The sequence below is a fragment of the Pseudomonas sp. Pseusp21 genome (genome assembly GCF_059492145.1).
Genome location: NZ_CP168520.1, coordinates 3,692,529 through 3,714,965, shown reverse-complemented (window position 1 = coordinate 3,714,965; position 22,437 = coordinate 3,692,529). Strand labels below are relative to the sequence as shown.

19 protein-coding genes are annotated in these 22,437 nt (G+C 58.8%); 12 read left to right on the top strand and 7 right to left on the bottom strand.

The window, feature by feature from the left end; translation table 11 throughout:
* Nucleotides 1-3: 3 nt before the first annotated feature.
* Nucleotides 4-891, bottom strand: coding sequence for a lysophospholipid acyltransferase (locus tag ACEN93_RS16975; RefSeq protein WP_064592406.1), 888 nt, complete (start codon nt 889-891; stop codon nt 4-6).
* Nucleotides 892-931: 40 nt separating this feature from the next.
* Nucleotides 932-1,489: a DNA-3-methyladenine glycosylase I gene (tag, locus tag ACEN93_RS16970; protein ID WP_495610293.1), complete on the bottom strand. Its 558-nt coding sequence runs from the start codon at nt 1,487-1,489 to the stop codon at nt 932-934.
* An 81-nt stretch (nt 1,490-1,570) separates the two neighbouring features.
* Here tag and glyQ point away from each other — a divergent pair, with 81 nt between their 5' ends.
* From glyQ to ACEN93_RS16950, 4 genes are all read left to right on the top strand, one after another.
* Nucleotides 1,571-2,524, top strand: a complete 954-nt coding sequence (gene glyQ / locus ACEN93_RS16965) for a glycine--tRNA ligase subunit alpha (protein ID WP_003187265.1) — start codon at nt 1,571-1,573, stop codon at nt 2,522-2,524.
* A complete protein-coding gene (glyS, locus tag ACEN93_RS16960) occupies nt 2,521-4,575 on the top strand; it encodes a glycine--tRNA ligase subunit beta (protein WP_039764947.1) in 2,055 nt (684 codons plus the stop codon). Before glyQ ends, glyS begins: the two co-directional genes overlap by 4 nt.
* Nucleotides 4,576-4,579: 4 nt before the next feature.
* Nucleotides 4,580-5,119, top strand: coding sequence for a D-glycero-beta-D-manno-heptose 1,7-bisphosphate 7-phosphatase (gene gmhB / locus ACEN93_RS16955; RefSeq protein WP_165369524.1), 540 nt, complete (start codon nt 4,580-4,582; stop codon nt 5,117-5,119).
* An 82-nt stretch (nt 5,120-5,201) separates the two neighbouring features.
* Nucleotides 5,202-5,981 (top strand): lysophospholipid acyltransferase family protein, encoded by a 780-nt coding sequence (locus tag ACEN93_RS16950; protein ID WP_495610292.1) that lies wholly within the window; start codon nt 5,202-5,204, stop codon nt 5,979-5,981.
* Between the two features lie 156 nt (nt 5,982-6,137).
* Here the strand turns inward: ACEN93_RS16950 and ACEN93_RS16945 are convergent, their stop codons facing one another.
* Nucleotides 6,138-7,679 carry a sensor histidine kinase gene (locus ACEN93_RS16945; RefSeq protein WP_039764954.1) on the bottom strand — a complete coding sequence of 514 codons (1,542 nt, stop codon included), beginning with the start codon at nt 7,677-7,679 and terminating at the stop codon, nt 6,138-6,140.
* A gap of 166 nt (nt 7,680-7,845) precedes the next feature.
* On the opposite strand from ACEN93_RS16945, the gene ACEN93_RS16940 reads away from it, so the two are divergent.
* On the top strand, nt 7,846-8,562 hold the full coding sequence (locus ACEN93_RS16940) for a response regulator transcription factor (protein ID WP_039764956.1): 717 nt from the start codon (nt 7,846-7,848) through the stop codon (nt 8,560-8,562).
* 64 nt (nt 8,563-8,626) lie between these two features.
* Here ACEN93_RS16940 and gyrB read toward each other — a convergent pair whose 3' ends face one another.
* Genes gyrB through dnaA form a run of 4 tightly spaced genes read right to left on the bottom strand, consistent with a single transcriptional unit; the run spans nt 8,627 to nt 14,834 of the window.
* Nucleotides 8,627-11,044: a DNA topoisomerase (ATP-hydrolyzing) subunit B gene (gene gyrB, locus ACEN93_RS16935; RefSeq protein WP_011331734.1), complete on the bottom strand. Its 2,418-nt coding sequence runs from the start codon at nt 11,042-11,044 to the stop codon at nt 8,627-8,629.
* A 5-nt stretch (nt 11,045-11,049) separates the two neighbouring features.
* On the bottom strand, nt 11,050-12,153 hold the full coding sequence (gene recF, locus ACEN93_RS16930; protein ID WP_003220208.1) for a DNA replication/repair protein RecF: 1,104 nt from the start codon (nt 12,151-12,153) through the stop codon (nt 11,050-11,052).
* A 14-nt stretch (nt 12,154-12,167) separates the two neighbouring features.
* Nucleotides 12,168-13,271 (bottom strand): DNA polymerase III subunit beta, encoded by a 1,104-nt coding sequence (gene dnaN / locus ACEN93_RS16925; protein WP_011331733.1) that lies wholly within the window; start codon nt 13,269-13,271, stop codon nt 12,168-12,170.
* Nucleotides 13,272-13,310: 39 nt separating this feature from the next.
* Nucleotides 13,311-14,834: a chromosomal replication initiator protein DnaA gene (dnaA, locus tag ACEN93_RS16920; protein ID WP_039764962.1), complete on the bottom strand. Its 1,524-nt coding sequence runs from the start codon at nt 14,832-14,834 to the stop codon at nt 13,311-13,313.
* Nucleotides 14,835-15,402: 568 nt separating this feature from the next.
* Between dnaA and rpmH the strand changes: the two genes are divergently transcribed.
* The 7 genes from rpmH (at nt 15,403) to rsmG (ending at nt 22,422) form a co-directional block, all read left to right on the top strand.
* Nucleotides 15,403-15,537: a 50S ribosomal protein L34 gene (gene rpmH, locus ACEN93_RS16915; RefSeq protein ID WP_003213577.1), complete on the top strand. Its 135-nt coding sequence runs from the start codon at nt 15,403-15,405 to the stop codon at nt 15,535-15,537.
* Nucleotides 15,538-15,553: 16 nt separating this feature from the next.
* Nucleotides 15,554-15,955 carry a ribonuclease P protein component gene (gene rnpA, locus ACEN93_RS16910; RefSeq protein WP_039765426.1) on the top strand — a complete coding sequence of 134 codons (402 nt, stop codon included), beginning with the start codon at nt 15,554-15,556 and terminating at the stop codon, nt 15,953-15,955.
* Nucleotides 15,948-16,193 carry a membrane protein insertion efficiency factor YidD gene (yidD, locus tag ACEN93_RS16905; protein WP_010465488.1) on the top strand — a complete coding sequence of 82 codons (246 nt, stop codon included), beginning with the start codon at nt 15,948-15,950 and terminating at the stop codon, nt 16,191-16,193. Before rnpA ends, yidD begins: the two co-directional genes overlap by 8 nt.
* Before the next feature lie 2 nt (nt 16,194-16,195).
* Complete coding sequence (gene yidC, locus ACEN93_RS16900; RefSeq protein ID WP_495610291.1) at nt 16,196-17,878, top strand: membrane protein insertase YidC; 1,683 nt, start codon at nt 16,196-16,198, stop codon at nt 17,876-17,878.
* Between the two features lie 81 nt (nt 17,879-17,959).
* Nucleotides 17,960-19,330 carry a tRNA uridine-5-carboxymethylaminomethyl(34) synthesis GTPase MnmE gene (gene mnmE / locus ACEN93_RS16895; RefSeq protein ID WP_039764968.1) on the top strand — a complete coding sequence of 457 codons (1,371 nt, stop codon included), beginning with the start codon at nt 17,960-17,962 and terminating at the stop codon, nt 19,328-19,330.
* A 552-nt stretch (nt 19,331-19,882) separates the two neighbouring features.
* Nucleotides 19,883-21,781 (top strand): tRNA uridine-5-carboxymethylaminomethyl(34) synthesis enzyme MnmG, encoded by a 1,899-nt coding sequence (gene mnmG, locus ACEN93_RS16890; protein ID WP_064600632.1) that lies wholly within the window; start codon nt 19,883-19,885, stop codon nt 21,779-21,781.
* On the top strand, nt 21,778-22,422 hold the full coding sequence (rsmG, locus tag ACEN93_RS16885; RefSeq protein ID WP_495610290.1) for a 16S rRNA (guanine(527)-N(7))-methyltransferase RsmG: 645 nt from the start codon (nt 21,778-21,780) through the stop codon (nt 22,420-22,422). Before mnmG ends, rsmG begins: the two co-directional genes overlap by 4 nt.
* The last annotated feature ends 15 nt before the right edge of the window (nt 22,423-22,437 follow it).

Sequence of the window (22,437 nt, the reverse complement as noted above, 5' to 3'; positions counted from 1 at the left end):
CGATCAGTACCAACGCGCCTCGCCCGGCGGACGCTTCTTGAAGCGTTTCATGCTCCACATGTACTGGCTCGGATAAGCGGCCACATAACGCTCGACTACCTGACTCATTGCCGCGCAGGACGTTTCGGTGTCGGTGCTGTACATGGCTTCCGGCGCCGCTTCGAGGATCACCTTGTAGCCGGAACCGTCCGGCAGACGCAGGGCGTGCAGGAATACGCCGACGGCCTTGCCACCGGCGAGCATGTTCGGTACGAACTTGCTGGTCAGGGCCTGAGTGGCGAAGAACGGCACGAAGATCCCGGCGGATTCCGCCGGTTCCGGATCCGCGGGAATCCCCACCTGGCCGCCCTTGCGCACTTCCTTGATGACACTGAGGATGCCTTCCTTGGTCGACGCCGCCACGCGGTTGCCCAATTGCACCCGCTGCTTGCGCAGCAATTCATCCACAGCCTTGAGCTTTGGTGGCCGGTAGAAAATGATCGGTTTGCACTGGCTGCAATAGAAGTGGTTGAGCACTTCCCAGTTGCCCAGGTGACTGGTGATGCCAACCACGCCCTTGCCCGAGGCCAGCGCGTCTTTCAGCACTTCAAGGCCTTCGACTTCGCGTACCAGGTCGATGGAGCGCTGGGCCGGCCAGATCCAGGCGCAGGCGCTTTCGGTCAGGGACTTGCCGATGTCCTTGAGGCTCTGGCCGACCAGACGCTCGCGTTCGGCCGGGTCCATCTGGGGAAAACATTTGGCCAGGTTGATCCGCACCACATCCCGGGAGCGGTTGGGGGTTTTCCACATGATCCAGCCGATTGCCGAACCCACGGCCTGCACGGCCCGCCACGGCAGCAGGGCAAACAGCCGCAGAGCGCCAACCAGCATGGCGCCTTTAAACTTTTCCACAGGTCACTCCTGATCTTGTGCTGTGCGCGAGGCGGCCATTCTAACCGCCGTTGACGAGCTGCGCGTAGCGGTCGCAGTCCTGAGTGTGATCCATGACCATGCCCGAGGCCTGCATCAGCGCGTAGCAGATGGTCGGGCCGACGAAGGTGAAACCGGCTTTTTTCAGACCTTTGCTCATGGCCACGGCCTGCGGGGTGATGGCCGGGACTTCGCTGCGATCCTTGAAATGATTGATCACCGGGCGGTTATCCACAAACGACCAGAGAAACGTCACCGGATCCTCCAGCGCCAGCCAGGCCTGGGCGTTGCGCCGGGCGGCATTGAGTTTGAGGCGATTGCGGATGATTCCCGGATCGAGCATCAATTCATCGATTTCCGCGTCGCTCATCTGCGCCACGCGCTGTACGTCGAAGCCGAACAGCACCTCACGATATCGCTCGCGCTTGCGCAGCACGGTGATCCACGACAGGCCGGCCTGGAACCCTTCGAGCAAAAGCAACTCGAACAAACCCTGCGCATCGCGTAGCGGCGTACCCCACTCCTGATCGTGGTAAGCCATGTACAGCGGATCTTCGTTGCACCAAAAGCAGCGTGGCATAAGGCTCCAGGGGGTGGAGGTGCGACTGAATCGGGTATACTCCCGCTCTTTAAATCGCAGCCCAAGAAACAGGTGAATTTCGTGAGCCAGCCTACGCCAGCCGTGCGTACCTTCCAAGACTTGATCCTCGCGCTCCAGCAGTACTGGGCCGAGCAAGGTTGTGTGGTACTTCAGCCCTACGATATGGAAGTAGGCGCCGGCACTTTCCACACCGCGACATTCCTGCGCGCCATCGGCCCGGAAACCTGGAACGCCGCCTACGTGCAGCCAAGCCGCCGTCCGACTGACGGCCGTTACGGCGAAAACCCGAACCGTCTGCAGCACTACTATCAGTTCCAGGTGGTTCTGAAACCGAACCCGGACAACTTCCAGGAACTGTATCTGGGCTCCCTCAAGCATGTCGGCCTGGACCCGCTGGTCCACGACATCCGCTTCGTCGAAGACAACTGGGAATCGCCGACCCTAGGCGCCTGGGGTCTGGGCTGGGAAGTCTGGCTGAACGGCATGGAAGTGACTCAGTTCACCTACTTCCAGCAAGCGGGCGGCATCGAGTGCTACCCGGTGACCGGCGAGATCACCTACGGTCTCGAGCGTCTGGCCATGTACCTGCAAGGCGTGGATTCGGTCTACGACCTGGTCTGGGCTGACGGTCCGTTCGGCAAAGTGACCTACGGCGACGTGTTCCACCAGAACGAAGTGGAGCAGTCCACCTACAACTTCGAACACGCCAACGTCGACAAACTGTTCGAACTGTTCGACTTCTATGAAAGCGAAGCCAAGCGCCTGATCGAACTCGACCAGCCGCTGCCGTTGCCAAGCTACGAAATGGTCCTGAAGGCCTCGCACACCTTCAACCTGCTGGATGCGCGCCGGGCGATCTCGGTGACTGCGCGTCAGCAATACATTCTGCGCGTTCGCACCCTGGCGCGTTCCGTCGCCCAAGCCTACCTGCTGGCCCGCGCCAAGCTGGGCTTCCCGATGGCAACCCCGGACCTGCGTGACGAAGTACTGGCCAAGCTGGAGGCTGCACAATGAGTGCTCAAGATTTTCTGGTTGAACTGGGCACCGAAGAACTGCCACCCAAAGCCCTGAACACCCTGGCCGAAGCGTTCCTGGCCGGTATCGACAAGGGCCTGCAGGCTGCCGGCCTGAATTACGAGAGCAAAACCGTTTACGCCGCGCCGCGTCGCCTGGCTGTGCTGATCACTGCGCTGGCCACCCAGCAGCCGGACCGCAGCATCAACCTCGACGGCCCGCCACGTCAGGCTGCGTTCGATGCAGAAGGCAATCCGACTCAAGCGGCACTGGGTTTTGCCAAGAAGTGCGGCGTCGAGTTGAGCGAAATCGACCAGAGCGGTCCGAAACTGCGCTACAGCCAGAACATCGCCGGTAAGCCGACTGCAAGTCTGCTGCCGACCATCGTCGAAGACTCGCTGAACGACCTGCCGATCCCGAAACGCATGCGTTGGGGTGCGCGCAAGGAAGAGTTCGTGCGTCCGACCCAGTGGCTGGTGATGCTGCTCGGCGATCAGGTCATCGACTGCACGATCCTCGCGCAGAAGGCTGGCCGTGAATCCCGTGGCCACCGTTTCCACCACCCGCAAAGCGTGCGCATCGGTTCGCCTTCGAGCTACCTGGCCGACCTGCGTGCCGCGTACGTACTGGCCGATGCCAACGAGCGTCGCGAAATCATCGGCAAGCGCACCGAAGAACTGGCAACCCGTCAGGAAGGCACCGCAATCGTGCCTCCTGCGTTGCTCGACGAAGTGACCGCGCTGGTCGAGTGGCCGGTGCCGCTGGTGTGCTCGTTCGAGGAACGCTTCCTCGACGTGCCGCAGGAAGCGCTGATCACCACCATGCAGGACAACCAGAAGTACTTCTGCCTGCTGGATGCCGACGGCAAGTTGCTGCCACGTTTCATCACTGTGGCCAACATCGAATCCAAAGACCCGCAGCAGATCATCGCCGGTAACGAGAAGGTGGTTCGCCCACGTCTGACCGACGCCGAGTTCTTCTTCAAGCAGGACAAGAAGCAGAAGCTCGAAGCGTTCAACGATCGCCTGCAGAACGTGGTGTTCCAGGAGAAACTGGGCAGCGTCTACGACAAGGCCGAGCGCGTGTCGAAACTGGCGGCCTACATTGCCGCACGCATCGGCGGCAACGCTTCGTGGGCTGCCCGCGCAGGCCTGCTGTCCAAGTGCGACCTGGCGACCGAGATGGTCGGCGAGTTCCCGGAGATGCAAGGTGTCGCCGGTTACTACTACGCCCTCAATGACGGCGAGCCGGAAGACGTTGCCCTGGCGCTGAACGAGCAGTACATGCCGCGCGGTGCCGGTGCTGAACTGCCAGCCACCCTGACCGGTGCGGCCGTGGCCATCGCCGACAAACTCGACACCCTGGTCGGCATCTTCGGCATCGGCATGCTGCCGACCGGCAGCAAAGACCCGTATGCCCTGCGCCGTGCGGCACTCGGCGTGCTGCGGATCCTGATCGAGAAACAACTGGATCTGGACCTGAACGACGCCGTGGCTTTCGCCGTGAATGCGTTCGGTGCCAAGGTCAAGGCTGCCGGCCTGAACGACGCGGTGCTGGAGTTCATCTTCGACCGTCTGCGTGCGCGTTACGAAGACGAAGGCGTGGATGTCGCCACCTACCTGTCGGTACGTGCCCTGAAGCCGGGTTCGGCGCTGGACTTCGACCAGCGTGTGCAAGCGGTTCAGGCCTTCCGCAAACTGCCGGAAGCGGCAGCGCTGGCGGCGGTGAACAAGCGTGTGTCGAACCTGCTGAGCAAGGTGGAAGGCTCGGTGCCGACCGAAGTCCAGGCCAAGTACTTCGACAACGCCAACGAGTTCTCCCTGTACTCGGCGATCCAGCAAGCGGACCAGGCTGTACAGCCAATGGCTGCGGCGCGTCAGTACAACGAATCGCTGGCACGCCTGGCCGCTCTGCGCGAGCCGGTGGACGCGTTCTTCGACGCGGTGATGGTCAATGCCGACGACGCTAATGTGCGGGCCAACCGTTACGCGCTGCTGGCGCGTCTGCGTGGCCTGTTCCTGGGTGTTGCCGACATTTCGCTGCTGGGTTGAGGGATTGCTGTTGAAACTGCTGATTCTCGATCGGGACGGAGTGATCAATTACGACTCCGACGCTTATATCAAGTCGGTGGAAGAGTGGATTCCACTGCCCGGCTCGATCGAAGCGATTGCGCAGTTGAGCAAGGCCGGCTGGACGGTGGCGGTCGCCACCAACCAGTCGGGCATTGCTCGTGGCTACTACGACCTCGCCACCCTCGATGCCATGCACGCGCGCCTGCGCGAACTGGTGGCGGAGCAGGGCGGTGAAGTCGGGCTGATCGTGTATTGCCCGCATGGGCCGGACGAGGGTTGCGACTGCCGCAAGCCGAAACCGGGGATGTTGAAAACCATCGCGCAGCATTACGACGTCGCGCTGACGAATGTCTGGTTCGTCGGCGACAGCCTTGGTGACCTGGAGGCCGCCAAAGCCGTCGATTCACAGCCCGTTTTGGTAAAGACCGGGAAAGGCGAAAAGACTCAGGCCAAGACCTTGCCGGTGGGCACCCTGATTTTTGACGATCTCGCGGCGATTGCCGCAGAACTTATCCACAACTAGAGTGCTTCTGAAGTTCCTGACCAGGGATTGATCGGGAGTGCGCTTGAACAGTCGGGCATCGCCCGTAACGGTAAACGTCGCCATGTCGATACTGCAGGCCATCAGAATCTTCCTCTTTTACCTGCTGCTGGGCACCACCGCTCTGCTGTGGTGCAGCCTGAGCTTTTTCATCGCGCCCTTTCTGCCATTCAAGGCGCGCTATCGTTTCATCAACGTGTACTGGTGCCGCTGCGCCTTGTGGTTGACCAAGGTGTTTCTCGGTATCCGTTACGAAGTCAAAGGCGCGGAAAACGTGCCTGACCGGCCGTGCGTGATTCAATCGAACCACCAGAGCACCTGGGAGACGTTTTTTCTCTCCGCTTATTTCTCGCCCTTGAGCCAGGTGCTCAAGCGTGAATTGCTGTACGTGCCGTTCTTCGGCTGGGCCATGGCCATGCTGCGACCGATCGCGATTGACCGCGACAACCCGAAAGCCGCCCTCAAGCAGGTGGCGGCGAAAGGTGACGAGCTGCTCAAGGACAATGTCTGGGTGCTGGTCTTCCCTGAAGGCACTCGCGTTCCCCACGGCACCATCGGCAAGTTCTCCCGCAGTGGCAGCGCATTGGCGGTGAATGCGGGGCTTCCGGTACTGCCGATTGCACACAATGCCGGCAAGTTCTGGCCGAAAATCGGTTGGGGTAAAAAGCAGGGTGTGATTACCGTGGTCATCGGTGAGCCGATGTACGCCGAGGGCAGTGGCCCGCGCGCCATCGCCGATCTGAATGACCGGGTGCAGGCGTGGAACGAGAAAACGCAACGGGAAATGGGCTCGCTGCCTCCGGCCCCTCAGGCACCGGCTGCGAACGATCAGATCGCTGTCTGAGATTTGTGGATAACCTGTGTACGGTTTGTTCGCAAAATCCCGAATTATCGAATTAAGTGACTGATTTACTTATATATTTCCGAAGCTGATAAAACACCGTAAAAGGTGCATAAGTTTTTTCGGAAGTAAGGAAACCGGCTGATATAGCCGGTTTTTTTATGCCTGCTCTTCAGCGATCAGTGGCAGTTCCAGACGGAATGTCGTGCCTTGATCGACCACGCTCAGGCACTCGATCCGACCGCCATGGTGATCGACCACGGCTTTGACCATCGACAACCCCAGGCCCACGCCGTCGATGCCCTGTGCAGAAGAAAAGCGCCGGTACTGGCTGAACAGGTCGGGCAGCTCCTCTGCAGCGATGCCTTTGCCTTGATCGGTCAGTTCACAACGCAGCCAGTCGTTGTGGCAACTGACACGCATGTCGACCGTGGATTCGGCGGGACTGTACTTGATTGCATTTTCCAGCAGGTTGAACAGGGCGCGGGTCAACAAGCCTTGATCGGCCAGAATCAGACGCTCCTGTGATTGCTCGTCCATGTCGCTCAGGAGCTCGATGCGTTTTTGCTGAGCGATGGGCAACGCCTGATCCAGAACGTCCATGACCAGCATCCCGAACAGGCTCGGTTGAAACTGGTACGCCTCGGATTCCGCACGGGCCAGCAGAACGAAGCCGTCGGTGAGTTCCAGCGCCCGGCGTACCTGGCGCTCAATCTGTTCGAACAGTGGCGAATCCGTTCCCGCCTGATGTCGGTGCACATCGAGCAGGGCAAGAATCGCCGAATGGGGCGCGCGCAGGTCATGGGACAGGAAGCGCAGCAACACACCGCGCTGTTCCTCGGCGGCGCGTTCGGCGCTGAGGTCAGTGAGACTCAGGAGCCAGCCGATCGGCAGGTCGCCATCAACCGGCAACAATGCGGCGCGTTCCAGGCGCAGGCTACGTTCCTTGTGGTCACGAAACTCCAGCAGAGGCAGCTCGGACAGCGGCGGGTGTGGCTCTGTGGATAACTCCGGATAGCCCAGGCCCGCCAGTTGATCGAGCACATCCTCGCCCACCAGATTGTGATCGAACAGGCTCCGGGCCTTGCGATTGCCCAACAAGACTTGCCCCCGTGGATCGCTGATCAGGGTCGCGACCGGCAGATACTCCAGCCCGTCGGCGATGAATCGGCGGGTATCGCGAGTGCGGCTCATGGCTTGCTCAAGCGCCATGATCTGCCCCTGCAAGCGGTCGGCGCTGGGAAACTGCGCCCGACGCCGTTCGGGAAAGACTTTCGGTTCACTGTCCAGCCGCGCCAGCTCCCAGCCGAAGTAGGTCAGCACCACACTCAGGCGTCGCCAGTTCCAGATCAGATAGCCGAACAGCATGCCCAGCACCGCAGGCGTGGGTGACCACCAACGCCGCATTTCAGCCAGGCCTGCACTGGTCAGCAGCACACAGGCCATCCCGCCCAATGTCAGCCAGAGTGCCAGACGCGGGCGCCACAGCAGCAACCCAAGTACGCAAGCGACCAAGGCAACTGAAAGTCCCGCGCCCATCAACGGCGCCGGATCATGCAAATTGATCTGCGCACGCCAGGAAAGCAGTGCAGTCAGCGGCAACAGCACTAGACTTATCCACACCCACTCGCGCACCAGTTGCCGGAACAAACGCTGAACCTGGCTGGGTACGCGGCTTTCGTGTCGGCGGTGGTTATTCATGGGAAACAGGGCAGGGCGGGTTGAATGGTTTCATAGGCGGCCGGTCTGAGGACGTAGACCCGAAGAATCATAGCGGCTCACCCCTCGGCGTGCCGCTTACTTTCACTGCATGGAGTGAGCCGATCCGGTCGGCACCCATTGCCCGAGCGACAAGGAACCACCGCGTATGCGCGTTGCGATACTGGACGATGAACCCGCCGAACTGCGCCGGGTCGAGCAGACCCTGCAACAAATGGCCGAGGCCGGAGGACAGCCCTGGTCACTGCACAGCTTCGAAAGCGGTGAAGACCTGCTGCGACAGTTGCGCCGGGAAACCTTCGACCTGCTGATCCTCGACTGGCAATTGCCCGACCTCACCGGCCTGGCGCTGCTGCGCTGGACCCGCGAACACATGGAAGCCCCGCCGGCCGCCATCATGCTCACCAGCCGCGATGGCGAGAGCGATATCGTTCAGGCCCTGAATGCGGGGGCCGACGATTACGTCAGCAAGCCGTTTCGGCCCAATGAACTGAAAGCCCGAGTTGCAGCGGTGCTGCGCCGGCACAGCCTGCAACGTAGCACCCCGGCCGAGGTTCTGCGTTTCAATGACCTGGTGTTCGATGACGCCGAACTGACCGTCACCCGCGACGGGAAACCGATCGTCATGACCGAGCGCGAGTATCGTCTCGCCCATTGCCTGTTCAGCAACCTCGGCCGACCACTGTCACGGGATTACCTGTACGAACGATTCTGGCCCCACGAAGAGATGTCCACATCGCGACCGCTGGACACGCATATCTATCGCCTGCGCAACAAGCTCGGGCTGACGGCGGATCGGGGTTGGCAGTTGTTGACGATTTATGGGTATGGGTATCGGTTGGAGAGTGTGGCGGCGGGGGAGTGAATCGCAGGCAATAAAAAAAAGGCCAACGCTGATGCGTTGGCCTTTTCGTTGGTACTGACCAGGATCAGAAATCCAGGTTGGATACCGCCAGAGCGTTGCTCTCGATGAAGTCACGGCGAGGTTCGACCGCATCACCCATCAGGGTGTTGAAGATCTGGTCTGCGCCAATGGCGTCTTCGATGGTGACTTTCAGCATGCGGCGCACGCTTGGGTCCATGGTGGTTTCCCACAGCTGATCCGGGTTCATTTCACCCAGACCTTTGTATCGCTGGATGGTGTGGCGCTTGGTGCTTTCGGCCATCAGCCAGTCCAGGGCCTCCTTGAACTCGGTGACCGCTTTCTTGCGCTCGCCACGCTGGATGTACGCGCCTTCGTCGAGCAGGGTGCTCAGTTGAGCGCCGAGGGTGACGACGGTCTTGTAGTCGTTGCTGCCGAAGAAATCGCGGTTGAAGGTGACGTAGTTCGACAGGCCGTGGGAGATCAGTTCGACCTCTGGCAGCCAGACGCCACGTTCACGATCTTCACGCAGGCTGGCCTTGTAGACCAGGCCCGACTTCTCGACGGTGCGCAGACGGACTTCGTACTGGGCCAGCCAGTCTTGCATCTTGGCGTGGTCGCCGAGCATTTCCAGGCTGACGGCCGGCAGGTAGATGAAGTGCTCGGTCAGCTCCTGCGGGTACAGGCGCGACAGACGCTTGAGGGTCTTCATCACCATGCGGAAGTCGTTCACCAGACGTTCCAGCGCTTCACCGGAAATACCCGGGGCGTCTTCGTTCAGGTGCAGGCTCGCATCTTCCAGGGCCGACTGCGTCATGTACTCTTCCATGGCGTCGTCGTCTTTGATGTATTGCTCTTGCTTGCCTTTCTTGACCTTGTACAGCGGCGGCTGGGCGATGTAGATGTAGCCGCGCTCAATCAGCTCCGGCAACTGACGGAAGAAGAAGGTCAGCAGCAGGGTACGGATGTGCGAACCGTCGACGTCAGCATCGGTCATGATGATGATGTTGTGATAGCGCAGCTTGTCGATGTTGTACTCTTCGCGACCGATACCGCAGCCCAGCGCGGTAATCAGGGTGCCCACTTCCTGGGACGAGATCATCTTGTCGAAACGAGCTTTCTCGACGTTGAGGATCTTGCCCTTCAGCGGCAGGATGGCCTGGGTCTTGCGGTTGCGTCCCTGCTTGGCAGAGCCGCCCGCGGAGTCACCTTCCACAAGGTACAGTTCGGACAGCGCCGGGTCTTTTTCCTGGCAGTCAGCGAGCTTGCCCGGCAGGCCGGCGATGTCCAGCGCGCCTTTGCGGCGGGTCATCTCACGAGCCTTGCGCGCGGCTTCACGGGCACGGGCGGCGTCGATCATCTTGCCGACAACCAGTTTGGCTTCGTTCGGGTTTTCCAGCAGGAAGTCGGAGAAGTACTTGCCCATTTCCTGTTCGACCGCGGTCTTCACTTCAGAAGACACCAGCTTGTCTTTGGTCTGGGAGCTGAACTTAGGATCCGGCACCTTTACCGAGATGATCGCGGTCAGGCCTTCACGGGCATCGTCACCGGTGGTGGCGACTTTGTGCTTCTTCGCCAGACCTTCCTGCTCAATGTAGTTGTTCAGGTTACGCGTCAGTGCGGAGCGGAAGCCCACCAGGTGGGTGCCGCCGTCGCGCTGCGGAATGTTGTTGGTGAAGCACAACAGGTTCTCGTTGAAGCTGTCGTTCCACTGCAGGGCGATTTCCACGCCGATGCCGTCTTCACGCTGGATGTTGAAGTGGAACACCTGGTTGACCGCAGTCTTGTTGGTGTTCAGGTATTCAACGAACGCACGCAGGCCGCCCTCGTACTTGAACAGCTCTTCCTTGCCGCTGCGCTCGTCCTTGAGGACGATACCGACACCGGAGTTGAGGAAGGACAGTTCACGAATACGCTTGGCCAGGATGTCCCAGCTGAAATGAATATTCTTGAAGGTTTCGCTGGAAGCCTTGAAGTGAATCTGGGTGCCGGTGGTTTCGCTGTCGCCAACGATCGCCATCGGCGCCTGAGGTACGCCGTGGACGTAGGTCTGTTCCCAGATCTTGCCGCTGCGGCGAACGGTCAGGACCAGCTCTTCGGACAGCGCGTTCACAACCGAAACACCTACACCGTGCAGACCGCCGGATACCTTGTAGGAGTTGTCGTCGAACTTACCGCCGGCGTGGAGGACAGTCATGATGACCTCGGCGGCGGAAACGCCTTCCTCTTTGTGCACGTCTACCGGGATGCCACGGCCGTTGTCTTTAACGGTGATGGACTCATCCGGGTGGATGATGATGCTGATGTCGTCGCAATGGCCGGCGAGGGCTTCGTCGATCGAGTTGTCGACCACCTCGAACACCATGTGGTGCAGACCACTGCCATCGTCGGTGTCACCAATGTACATACCGGGACGTTTGCGCACGGCATCCAGGCCTTTCAGCACTTTAATGCTCGATGAGTCGTACGTATTTTCTTCGCTCAATGCCTTCACTCCCGATGGTCGTGGGTCTGGGTGATACGGCCCTGTTCCACGTGGAACAGAGCGACTGGCGTTTCCGTCTGCCAGCCTTCCCTCAATAATTCGTGATCTACACAGGTGATAAAAACCTGGCAGCGTAAGTCTTCCAGCAAGCGGCACAGCGCGCGACGATGGCTCTCGTCCAGTTCGGACGGCAAGTCATCCACCAGATAAATACACTGGCCGCGTCGGGCCTGGCTCACCAGATGCCCCTGGGCAATCCGCAATGCACAGACCACCAACTTCTGCTGACCCCGGGACAAGATGTCCGCGGCGTTGTGTGCACCCAATCTAAGACGCAAGTCAGCCCGTTGTGGCCCGGCCTGGGTATGACCCATCTGCTGGTCCCGTTGCACGGATCCGGCGAGTACAGCGCTCAATTCCCGGTCTTTGTCCCAGCCTCGGTAATAGCTGAGCGTCAAACCTTCGAGCTCAACCAGTTCGCTCAAGGTTTGTTCAAAGACTGGTTTCAAGGCTTTGATGTAAGCGCGGCGGTATTCATCGATTTCAGCGCTGGCCTGGCACAGTTCCCTGTCCCAAACCGCTTGCGAAACGGCGTCAAGTGTACCATGCCGCAGCCAGGAGTTTCTCTGGCGCAAGGCCTTCTGCAAACGCTGCCAGGTGGCCATGAACCGTGGCTCGACGTGGAATACGCCCCAATCGAGGAACTGCCGGCGAATCTTCGGCGCACCCTCCAGCAGGCGAAAGCTGTCGGGGTTGATCAACTGCAGCGGCAGAATCTCCGCCAGTTGCGCAGCGCTGCGGGCATTCTGACCATCGATGCGAATCTGGAACTCGCCCTGACGGTCGCGAGATATCCCCAATGCGCTGTGGCCACCCTCGGCAAGTTCAACCTGACCGAATACGGTGCAGGCGAGTTGCTCATACTGGATGACCGGCAACAGCCGCGTGCTACGAAACGAACGGGCAAGCCCAAGCAGGTGAATGGCTTCCAGAACACTGGTTTTGCCGCTGCCGTTGGCACCGTAAAGAATGTTGATTCGGGGGGAGGGGGAGAAGGTCACCGGGTGCAGATTGCGCACCGCGGTGACCGAAACGCGACTTAACGACATCCAGAGTCAGCTGATTACAGACGCATCGGCATGACAACGTAAGCCGAATCGTCGTTGTCGGACTCTTGCACCAGCGCACTGCTGTTGGAGTCGGACAGGATCAGACGAACCTGCTCGGTGGTCATCACGCCCAGCACGTCGAGCAGATAGCTGACGTTGAAGCCGATTTCCAGGGAGCCGCCGTTGTATTCCACGCCTACTTCTTCTTCCGCTTCTTCCTGCTCCGGGTTGTTGGCCTGGATCTTCAACTGACCGCTGGCCAGTTGCAGACGGATACCGCGGTACTTCTCGTTGGACAGAATCGCGGTACGGCTGAACGCTTCACGCAGCGCCTGACGATCGCCCAGTACCAACTTGTCGCCGCCTTTCGGCAGAACACGCTCGTAGTCCGGGAACTTGCCGTCGACCAGCTTGGAGGTGAAGGTGAATTCGCCGGTGGTCGCGCGGATGTGGTGCTGGCCCAGCACGATGCTGACATTGCCATCCGGCTCGGTGAGCAGACGTGCCAGTTCGAGAATACCTTTACGAGGCACAATCACCTGATGGCGATCCTGCTGGCCGATGTCGGCCTGCATCGAGCACATGGCCAGACGGTGACCGTCGGTGGCCACGGCACGGATCACACCGGTCGACACTTCCAGCAACATGCCGTTGAGGTAATAACGCACGTCTTGCTGGGCCATGGCGAAACTGGTGCGTTCGATCAGACGACGCAGCTTGCTCTGTTCCAGGCTGGTGGTCAGCGAACCCGGGCCTTCTTCCACAGTCGGGAAGTCGTTGGCCGGCAGGGTCGACAGGGTGAAACGGCTACGGCCGGCTTTCACCACCAGCTTCTGCTCGTCGACCTTGATGTCGATCAGCGCATCGTTTGGCAGGCTCTTGCAGATGTCCATCAGCTTGCGCGCAGGCACGGTGATGGAACCCGTTTCAGCCGGCTCCTCGAGTTGCACGCGACCGACCAGCTCGACTTCCAGGTCGGTACCGGTCAGCGACAGTTGCTGGCCATCGACAACCAGCAGCACGTTGGACAGTACCGGCAAGGTCTGTCGGCGCTCGACGACGCCTGCGACCAGTTGCAGGGGTTTCAACAGGGCTTCGCGTTGAATGGTGAAATGCATGGTCTAGTCCCTTGCCTTAATAAGCTGCGCTGGTGTTCATCAAGTGGTCAGTGTACGCAGCAGGTTCTTGTAGTCCTCGCGGATGTCCGCGTCGGATTCCTTAAGTTCATTGATCTTGCGGCAGGCGTGCAACACGGTCGTGTGGTCGCGACCGCCAAACACATCGCCGATTTCCGGCAGGCTGTGGTTGGTCAGTTCCTTGGACAATGCCATGGCCACCTGACGCGGACGAGCGACCGAACGCGAACGGCGCTTGGACAGCAAGTCGGAGATCTTGATCTTGTAGTACTCGGCGACGGTGCGCTGAATGTTATCCACAGAGACCAGTTTGTCCTGCAGCGCCAACAGGTCTTTCAGGGATTCGCGAATCAACTCGATGGTGATGTCGCGGCCCATGAAGTGCGAGTGGGCGATCACGCGTTTCAGCGCGCCTTCCAGCTCACGGACGTTGGAGCGAATGCGCTGGGCAATGAAGAACGCCGCATCGTGTGGCAACTCGACTTTGGCCTGGTCGGCCTTCTTCATCAAGATGGCGACGCGGGTTTCCAGCTCCGGCGGCTCGACGGCAACCGTCAGGCCCCAGCCGAAGCGGGATTTGAGGCGCTCTTCAAGGCCTTCGATTTCTTTCGGGTAGCGGTCACTGGTGAGAATGACCTGCTGGCCACCTTCAAGCAGGGCGTTGAAGGTGTGGAAAAACTCTTCCTGGGAACGTTCCTTGCGGGCGAAGAACTGAATGTCGTCGATCAGCAGGGCGTCCACCGAACGGTAGAAACGCTTGAACTCGTTGATCGCGTTCAGTTGCAGTGCCTTGACCATGTCGGCCACGAAACGCTCGGAATGCAGGTACACGACCTTGGCATTCGGGTTCTTCTTTAATAGATGGTTACCCACCGCGTGCATCAAGTGCGTCTTACCCAGACCCACGCCACCATAAAGGAAGAGCGGGTTGTAGCCGTGCTTGGGATTGTCTGCCACTTGCCAGGCCGCCGCACGGGCGAGCTGGTTGGATTTACCTTCGACGAAGTTTTCGAAGGTGAAGGTGCGGTTGAGGTAGCTGGTGTGCTTGAGCGCGCCTTCGACCTGCACGGTGCGCTGTTCGGCGCGAACCGGGGCCTGTTGCGAAGCGGCACCGGCCATCGGATCGAAGCTGTCGCGGGACGGCTCTTCACTGATTTCTTCGGTTTTCTGCGTCGAACGCTTGGTCGGTGCAGGCGTGGGAGCTGGCGCTGGTGCGCTTGCCGGCGCGGCATTGGTCTGAGCCTGGGACACTTGCGCAGCGGCCAATGGCGCATTCGGTGCGGCACGCGGTGCCGAACTGCGTTTGCTGCCTATTAATAAGGAAAGCGACGGTGCCAGACCGTTGCCATGCTCATCCAGCAGTTCAAGGACGCGCCCCAGGTACTTTTCGTTGACCCAGTCCAGAACAAAACGGTTCGGTGCGTAGACGCGCAACTCGTCGCCTTCGGCTTCGACCTGTAGTGGACGGATCCAGGTGTTGAATTGTTGGGCAGGCAGCTCTTCGCGCAAAAGCTCCACGCACTGCTGCCAAAGTTCCACTGACACGGATATCCCCTAAGTTGAAAGCCGGTGAGGCAAAAACAAGCGGCCATTGTAGCGGCCAGTCGTCCACTTATCCACATGCAGGTTGCCCGGTGGACATGATTTATCAATGCGTTAAACGAGAAAAAGGCGACCGACGGTGTGTGCATAAGCTCTGTGGATAACCGTATCTGAGCACACTGGACAACTGGGGGCGAAACTCGGTGGATAACCATCCTGTGGATAACCACCCATTCCACACACAGGTTATCCGACAGCGCAGCACAGGCTGAACACGGTTTTCCACTGTAGTTGTCATTCTCTGTACATCGCTTGAAACAAGGCCTTGAGCCAGTTATCCACAGACAGTGGTGTTCCTAGCTTTTACAAGCTTTACAGAAAAGCTTTAAATAATTCCCTTCTTTATTTTTATCTCTGGCAAACCGGGTAATCAGGTCCTGGACGCTCTGAAGATCTATTTATAAGGAAACGCTGGTTGGAAATTGACCTATGGACTTGCTTTCTCTAGAATCCCCGGTCTCTTAAAACGGGGGCCATTCCGGCCCGTTGTGGACGAACCAGGTAACACGACATGAAACGTACTTTCCAACCAAGCACTATCAAACGCGCTCGTACCCACGGTTTCCGTGCTCGCATGGCTACCAAGAACGGTCGTGCCGTACTGTCGCGTCGTCGCGCCAAAGGCCGCGCACGTCTGGCAGTTTGATAATCCGGCACTGGAGGTGAGTCAGGACTTCAGTCGGGAAAAGCGTCTGCTTACTCCCCGGCATTTCAAGGCAGTCTTTGACTCCCCTACCGGCAAGGTTCCGGGGAAAAATCTCCTGCTCCTTGCGCGCAACAACGATCTCGATCACCCCCGTCTCGGACTGGTTATCGGGAAAAAGAGTGTAAAACTCTCCGTCGAGCGCAATCGCCTCAAACGTCTGATGCGCGAATCGTTTCGCCTGCACCAGGATTCACTGGTCGGCTGGGACATCGTTATCGTCGCGCGCAAAGGTTTGGGTGACGTAGAAAACCCCGAATTGATTCAGCATTTCGGCAAACTCTGGAAACGTCTGGCACGCAACAAGCCGGCACCAGCAGTCAAAACCGAAACTGTAGGGGTAGACAGTCCAGATGCGTAAACTGGCACTCGTTCCGATCCAGTTTTATCGCTACGCCATTAGTCCCCTGATGGCCAGTCACTGTCGTTTCTACCCCAGTTGTTCTTGCTACGCGTATGAAGCCATCGAAAATCATGGCCTTCTGCGCGGTGGCTGGCTGACCTTTCGTCGTTTAGGTCGCTGTCATCCGTGGAATCCCGGTGGTTATGACCCGGTTCCACCTATCCCTACCTCCCGTTCTTCTTCGATGGCCGAGTAATCATGGATATCAAACGCACGATCCTGATCGTCGCCCTGGCAATCGTGTCCTATGTCATGGTCCTTAAATGGAACCAGGACTATGGCCAGGCTGCCCTGCCGACTCAGAATGTTGCTTCCAGTACGACTACATCCGGTTTGCCGGACACCGCCACTGGCAATAATGCTGCTGCCAGTGACGATATTCCGCGCGCCGCAAGTGATACCAGCGCACCTGCCGAAACGCCGGTCGCCGTCAGCAAGGATCTGATCCAGATCAAGACCGACGTGCTCGATCTCGCGATCGATCCACAAGGCGGTGATGTTGCCCAGCTGACCTTGCCGCTGTATCCACGTCGTCAGGATCGTCCGGACGTTCCGTTCCAGCTGTTCGACAACGGTGGCGAACGTACTTATCTGGCCCAGAGCGGTCTGATTGGCACCAACGGTCCGGATGCAAACCCGGCCGGTCGCCCGATCTACTCCTCGGAGAAGAAGACTTATCAACTGGCTGACGGTCAAGACCAACTGGTCGTCGACCTGAAATTCAGCAAGGACGGCGTCAATTACATCAAGCGTTTCACTCTGAAACGTGGCCTGTATGACGTGACCGTGACTTATCTGATCGACAACCAGAGCGCTCAGCTCTGGTCCGGTTCGATGTTCGCCCAGCTGAAACGCGATGCCAGCGCCGATCCTTCGTCCACAACTGCAACCGGTACCGCGACGTACCTGGGCGCAGCCCTGTGGACAAGTTCCGAGCCGTACAAGAAAGTGTCCATGAAGGACATGGACAAAGCTCAGCTCAAGGAAACCGTCACCGGTGGTTGGGTAGCCTGGCTGCAACACTACTTCGTGACTGCATGGGTTGCTCCGAAGGGCGAAAACAACATCGTCCAGACCCGTAAAGACAGCAAAGGCAACTACATCATCGGTTACACCGGTCCTTCGCTGACCGCTGCACCGGGTGCGAAAGTCGAGACCAGCGCTGTTCTTTACGCCGGTCCGAAAAGCCAGGCGGTGCTGAAAGAGTTGTCCCCAGGTCTGGAACTGACTGTCGACTACGGCATTCTGTGGTTCATTGCCCAGCCAATCTTCTGGCTGTTGCAACATATCCACAGCATCGTCGGCAACTGGGGCTGGTCGATCATCTTCCTGACCATGCTGATCAAAGGGATTTTCTTCCCTCTGTCGGCCGCCAGCTACAAGTCGATGGCCCGCATGCGCGCCGTGGCTCCGAAACTGGCTGCACTGAAAGAGCAACATGGCGATGACCGGCAGAAAATGTCGCAAGCCATGATGGAGCTGTACAAGAAAGAGAAGATCAATCCGCTGGGTGGCTGCTTGCCGATCCTGGTGCAGATGCCGGTTTTCCTTTCCCTGTACTGGGTTCTGCTGGAAAGCGTGGAAATGCGCCAGGCGCCATTCATGCTGTGGATTACCGACCTGTCGATCAAGGATCCGTTCTTCATCCTGCCGATCATCATGGGCGCGACCATGTTCATCCAGCAGCGTCTGAACCCAACACCTCCGGATCCGATGCAGGCCAAGGTGATGAAAATGATGCCAATCATCTTCACCTTCTTCTTCCTGTGGTTCCCGGCGGGTCTGGTGCTGTACTGGGTTGTGAACAACTGCCTGTCGATTGCCCAACAGTGGTACATCACGCGTAAGATCGAAGCGGCGACGAAAAAAGCCGAGGCGTAACTTACTCTGTGGATAACACCACTCAAAACGCCCCCTAGTGGGGCGTTTTGCTATCTGCCATTTTTGTCTGGATACCGGTTTATGAGCGCACCTCGTGAAACCATCGCAGCCGTCGCTACCGCCCAGGGCCGTGGCGGCGTGGGCATCGTTCGAATTTCCGGGCCGCTGGCCAGTGTTGCGGCCAAAGCCATCAGCGGCCGTGAACTGAAACCACGGTTTGCCCACTACGGCCCGTTCTTCAGTGACGATCAACAGGTGCTGGATGAAGGTCTGGCGCTGTATTTCCCCGGGCCGAACTCGTTCACCGGCGAAGATGTACTGGAACTGCAGGGCCACGGTGGCCCGATCGTCCTCGACATGTTGCTCAAGCGTTGTCTGGAACTGGGCTGCCGTCTGGCCCGTCCCGGAGAATTCAGCGAACGCGCCTTCCTCAATGACAAACTCGACCTTGCTCAGGCCGAGGCCATCGCCGACCTGATCGAAGCCAGTTCTGCACAGGCCGCGCGCAACGCCTTGCGCTCCTTGCAAGGTGCGTTTTCCCAACGTGTGCATAACCTCACCGAACAGCTGATCGGCCTGCGGATCTATGTAGAAGCGGCTATCGACTTCCCGGAAGAAGAAATCGATTTTCTCGCCGATGGCCACGTGCTGAGCATGCTCGACAAGGTTCGTAACGAGTTATCCACCGTATTGCGCGAAGCCGGGCAGGGCGCGTTGCTGCGGGACGGTATGACCGTGGTGATCGCCGGTCGTCCGAATGCCGGTAAATCCAGCCTGCTGAATGCGCTGGCCGGTCGTGAAGCCGCGATCGTGACCGAAATCGCCGGCACCACTCGGGATATCTTGCGCGAACATATCCACATCGACGGCATGCCGTTGCACGTTGTGGACACCGCCGGTCTGCGTGATACCGATGACCATGTGGAAAAGATCGGCGTTGAACGAGCATTGAAAGCCATTGGCGAGGCTGATCGAGTGCTGCTGGTAGTCGACGCCACTGCGCCAGAGGCCGCCGATCCGTTCGCCTTGTGGCCGGAATTCCTCGAAACCCGGCCGGATCCGGCGAAGGTCACATTGATCCGCAACAAAGCCGATCTGACTGGCGAAGCCATTGCCCTGGAAGTCAGTGACGATGGCCATGTGACGATCAGCCTGAGCGCCAAATCTGCGGGAGAAGGTCTGGATCTGCTGCGTGATCACCTCAAAGCCTGCATGGGTTACGAGCAAACCTCGGAAAGCAGCTTCAGCGCACGACGCCGGCACCTGGAAGCCCTGCGTCATGCCAGTGATGCCCTGGAACATGGACGTGCCCAGCTGACGTTGGCGGGTGCTGGTGAACTGCTGGCCGAAGACCTGCGTCAGGCCCAGCAGTCCCTTGGGGAAATCACCGGAGCGTTCAGCTCGGATGATCTGCTGGGACGGATCTTTTCCAGCTTCTGCATCGGTAAATAAGCCTTCCGTTGTCCACAGACAGGTCCGTTTGCGACCTGTCTGTTCTCCCTCCCTCGTATTTCCTTCCTCCAGTGCCGGACAGATTCCTGTTCCTGAGCGGATTTTCTGTGTCCGCGATTCCTTCATTCACCCGATTTCTGTGGATTAAGCCCTGTGAATAACTGCCACTGAGGGCAGTTGATAACAGGACCTGAAAGCTGAACATAACTACCTCTGTGGATAACCTACCCTTTCATCCACAGGCTTACACCGGTTATCCAACGGCCTCATGGCGACATGGCCACAGGGTTTTGAATCTTTGTACACATTGAAAATAAAGGCCTGTGTAAATCTATCCACAGAAATCATGGGCAGTAAGAATAAGCTTTAAAACAAAGGTTTTATAAATTTCTCTCTTTTTTATTCTTTTAACCGCGAGTTCTCCACAGCTGGTTAAATTTTGTGCAAAGGGTTCTTTAGGAAGGGCGAAGTCCCTATACTTGCCGACCAGGTCCAGAAACCTGATCTCAAACTATTCCTGAATTACCTACTTAAGCAGGCACGAGGTGCGTGGTGGATTTCCCTTCCCGTTTTGAAGTGATCGTCATCGGCGGCGGTCATGCCGGTACCGAGGCAGCACTGGCCTCAGCACGCATGGGTGCAAAAACCCTTCTGCTGACGCACAACGTGGAAACCCTCGGTGCCATGAGTTGCAACCCGGCTATCGGTGGCATCGGCAAAAGCCATCTGGTCAAGGAAATCGACGCCCTCGGCGGCGCGATGGCCATGGCCACCGATCTGGGCGGTATCCAGTTTCGCGTGTTGAACAGCCGCAAAGGCCCGGCCGTACGGGCGACCCGTGCGCAAGCCGACCGGATTTTGTACAAAGCCGCTGTCCGCGAAATACTGGAAAACCAGCCGAACCTGTGGATATTTCAACAAGCCGCTGACGACCTGATCGTCGAGCAGGAACAGGTACGCGGTGTCGTCACGCAAATGGGTCTGCGTTTCTTCGCCGATTCCGTGGTTTTGACCACCGGTACGTTCCTGGGCGGACTTATCCACATCGGCTTGCAGAATTTTTCCGGTGGTCGCGCCGGTGATCCACCATCGATCGCCCTGGCGCATCGTCTGCGTGAATTGCCGCTGCGTGTCGGTCGCCTGAAAACCGGTACGCCACCACGTATCGACGGCAAGTCTGTGGATTTCTCGGTGATGACCGAGCAGCCAGGCGATACGCCGATCCCGGTGATGTCGTTCATGGGCAACAAGGAACAACATCCACGGCAAGTCAGTTGCTGGATTACCCACACCAACGCCCGCACCCACGAAATCATTGCCGCGAACCTCGATCGCTCGCCGATGTATTCCGCTGCAGGCGAAATCGAAGGCATTGGTCCGCGTTATTGCCCGTCGATCGAAGACAAGATTCACCGATTTGCCGACAAGGAAAGCCATCAGGTGTTCATCGAGCCGGAAGGCCTGACCACCCATGAGCTTTATCCGAACGGGATATCCACAAGCTTGCCGTTCGACGTGCAATTGCAGATCGTGCAATCGATCCGCGGCATGGAAAACGCGCACATCGTGCGTCCGGGTTATGCGATCGAGTACGACTACTTCGATCCGCGCGACCTGAAGTACAGCCTGGAAACCAAGGTGATCGGCGGTCTGTTCTTCGCTGGCCAGATCAACGGCACCACCGGTTACGAAGAAGCCGGTGCGCAGGGTTTGCTCGCCGGTGCCAACGCTGCATTGCGTGCGAAAGGCAAAGAAGCCTGGTGCCCGCGTCGCGACGAAGCCTACATTGGGGTATTGGTCGACGACCTGATCACCCTCGGTACCCAAGAGCCGTACCGCATGTTCACTTCCCGTGCCGAGTACCGCCTGATCCTGCGTGAGGACAACGCCGACCTGCGTCTGACCGAAAAAGGTCGCGAACTGGGCCTGGTCGATGACGCGCGCTGGGCAGCGTTCTGCAAGAAACGCGAAAGCATCGAAATCGAAGAGCAACGCCTGAAAAGCACCTGGGTTCGCCCGGGCACCCCGCAGGGCGATGCGATTGCCGACAAATTCGGCACGCCGCTGACTCACGAATACAACTTGCTCAATCTCTTGAGCCGTCCGGAAATCGACTACGCTGGTCTGGTCGAAGTGACCGGGCAGGGCGCCGAAGATCCACAGGTCGCCGAACAGGTCGAGATCAAGACCAAGTACGCCGGTTACATCGATCGCCAACAGGACGAAATCGCCCGTCTGCGCGCCAGTGAAGACACGAAACTGCCTGTGGATATCGATTACGCCAACATTTCCGGTCTCTCCAAGGAGATCCAGAGCAAGCTGGGTGCCACGCGTCCCGAGACGCTGGGCCAGGCTTCGCGGATCCCCGGTGTGACCCCGGCAGCGATCTCGCTGTTGATGATTCATTTGAAAAAACGCGGCGCGGGCCGTCAGTTGGAGCAAAGCGCTTGAGTTCTAAGGTCACTTCGCAACACGCCGAAGAGTTATCCACAGGAGCCCGCGAGCTCGGTGTCAATCTCACTGAAACCCAGCACGAACTGCTGCTGGGTTATCTGGCCCTGTTGATCAAATGGAACCAGGCCTACAACCTGACTGCCGTTCGAGATCCGGACGAAATGGTTTCCCGCCACTTGCTCGATAGCCTCAGCGTAATGTCGTTCATCGAAAACGGCCGCTGGTTGGATGTCGGCAGCGGCGGCGGTATGCCGGGGATCCCTCTGGCGATCCTGAATCCGGACTCTCAGGTGACCTGTCTGGACAGCAACGGCAAGAAAACCCGCTTCCTGACCCAGGTCAAACTCGAACTCAAACTGGATAACCTGCAAGTTATCCACAGTCGCGTCGAAGCCTTCCAGCCTGCACAGCCGTTCAACGGGATCATTTCCCGGGCGTTCAGCAGCATGGAGAACTTCACCAACTGGACTCGCCACCTCGGCGACGCCGACACGCGCTGGCTGGCAATGAAGGGCGTCCATCCGGCGGATGAGCTGGTAGCATTGCCGGCAGACTTCAAACTCGATAGCGAACACGCCCTGGCCGTACCCGGTTGCCAAGGCCAACGCCATCTGCTGATACTGCGCCGCACGGCATGATTGGGAACACAAGCA

What these genes read in the sequence shown, in the direction of transcription:
- glyS (WP_039764947.1), top strand. Translation starts at nt 2,521, where the DNA reads ATGAGTGCTCAAGATTTTCTGGTTGAACTGGGCACCGAAGAACTGCCA.
- rpmH (WP_003213577.1), top strand. Translation starts at nt 15,403, where the DNA reads ATGAAACGTACTTTCCAACCAAGCACTATCAAACGCGCTCGTACCCAC.
- ACEN93_RS16945 (WP_039764954.1), bottom strand. Translation starts at nt 7,679, where the DNA reads ATGAATAACCACCGCCGACACGAAAGCCGCGTACCCAGCCAGGTTCAG.
- ACEN93_RS16950 (WP_495610292.1), top strand. Translation starts at nt 5,202, where the DNA reads ATGTCGATACTGCAGGCCATCAGAATCTTCCTCTTTTACCTGCTGCTG.
- tag (WP_495610293.1), bottom strand. Translation starts at nt 1,489, where the DNA reads ATGCCACGCTGCTTTTGGTGCAACGAAGATCCGCTGTACATGGCTTAC.
- ACEN93_RS16940 (WP_039764956.1), top strand. Translation starts at nt 7,846, where the DNA reads ATGCGCGTTGCGATACTGGACGATGAACCCGCCGAACTGCGCCGGGTC.
- mnmE (WP_039764968.1), top strand. Translation starts at nt 17,960, where the DNA reads ATGAGCGCACCTCGTGAAACCATCGCAGCCGTCGCTACCGCCCAGGGC.
- yidD (WP_010465488.1), top strand. Translation starts at nt 15,948, where the DNA reads ATGCGTAAACTGGCACTCGTTCCGATCCAGTTTTATCGCTACGCCATT.
- recF (WP_003220208.1), bottom strand. Translation starts at nt 12,153, where the DNA reads ATGTCGTTAAGTCGCGTTTCGGTCACCGCGGTGCGCAATCTGCACCCG.
- dnaN (WP_011331733.1), bottom strand. Translation starts at nt 13,271, where the DNA reads ATGCATTTCACCATTCAACGCGAAGCCCTGTTGAAACCCCTGCAACTG.
- yidC (WP_495610291.1), top strand. Translation starts at nt 16,196, where the DNA reads ATGGATATCAAACGCACGATCCTGATCGTCGCCCTGGCAATCGTGTCC.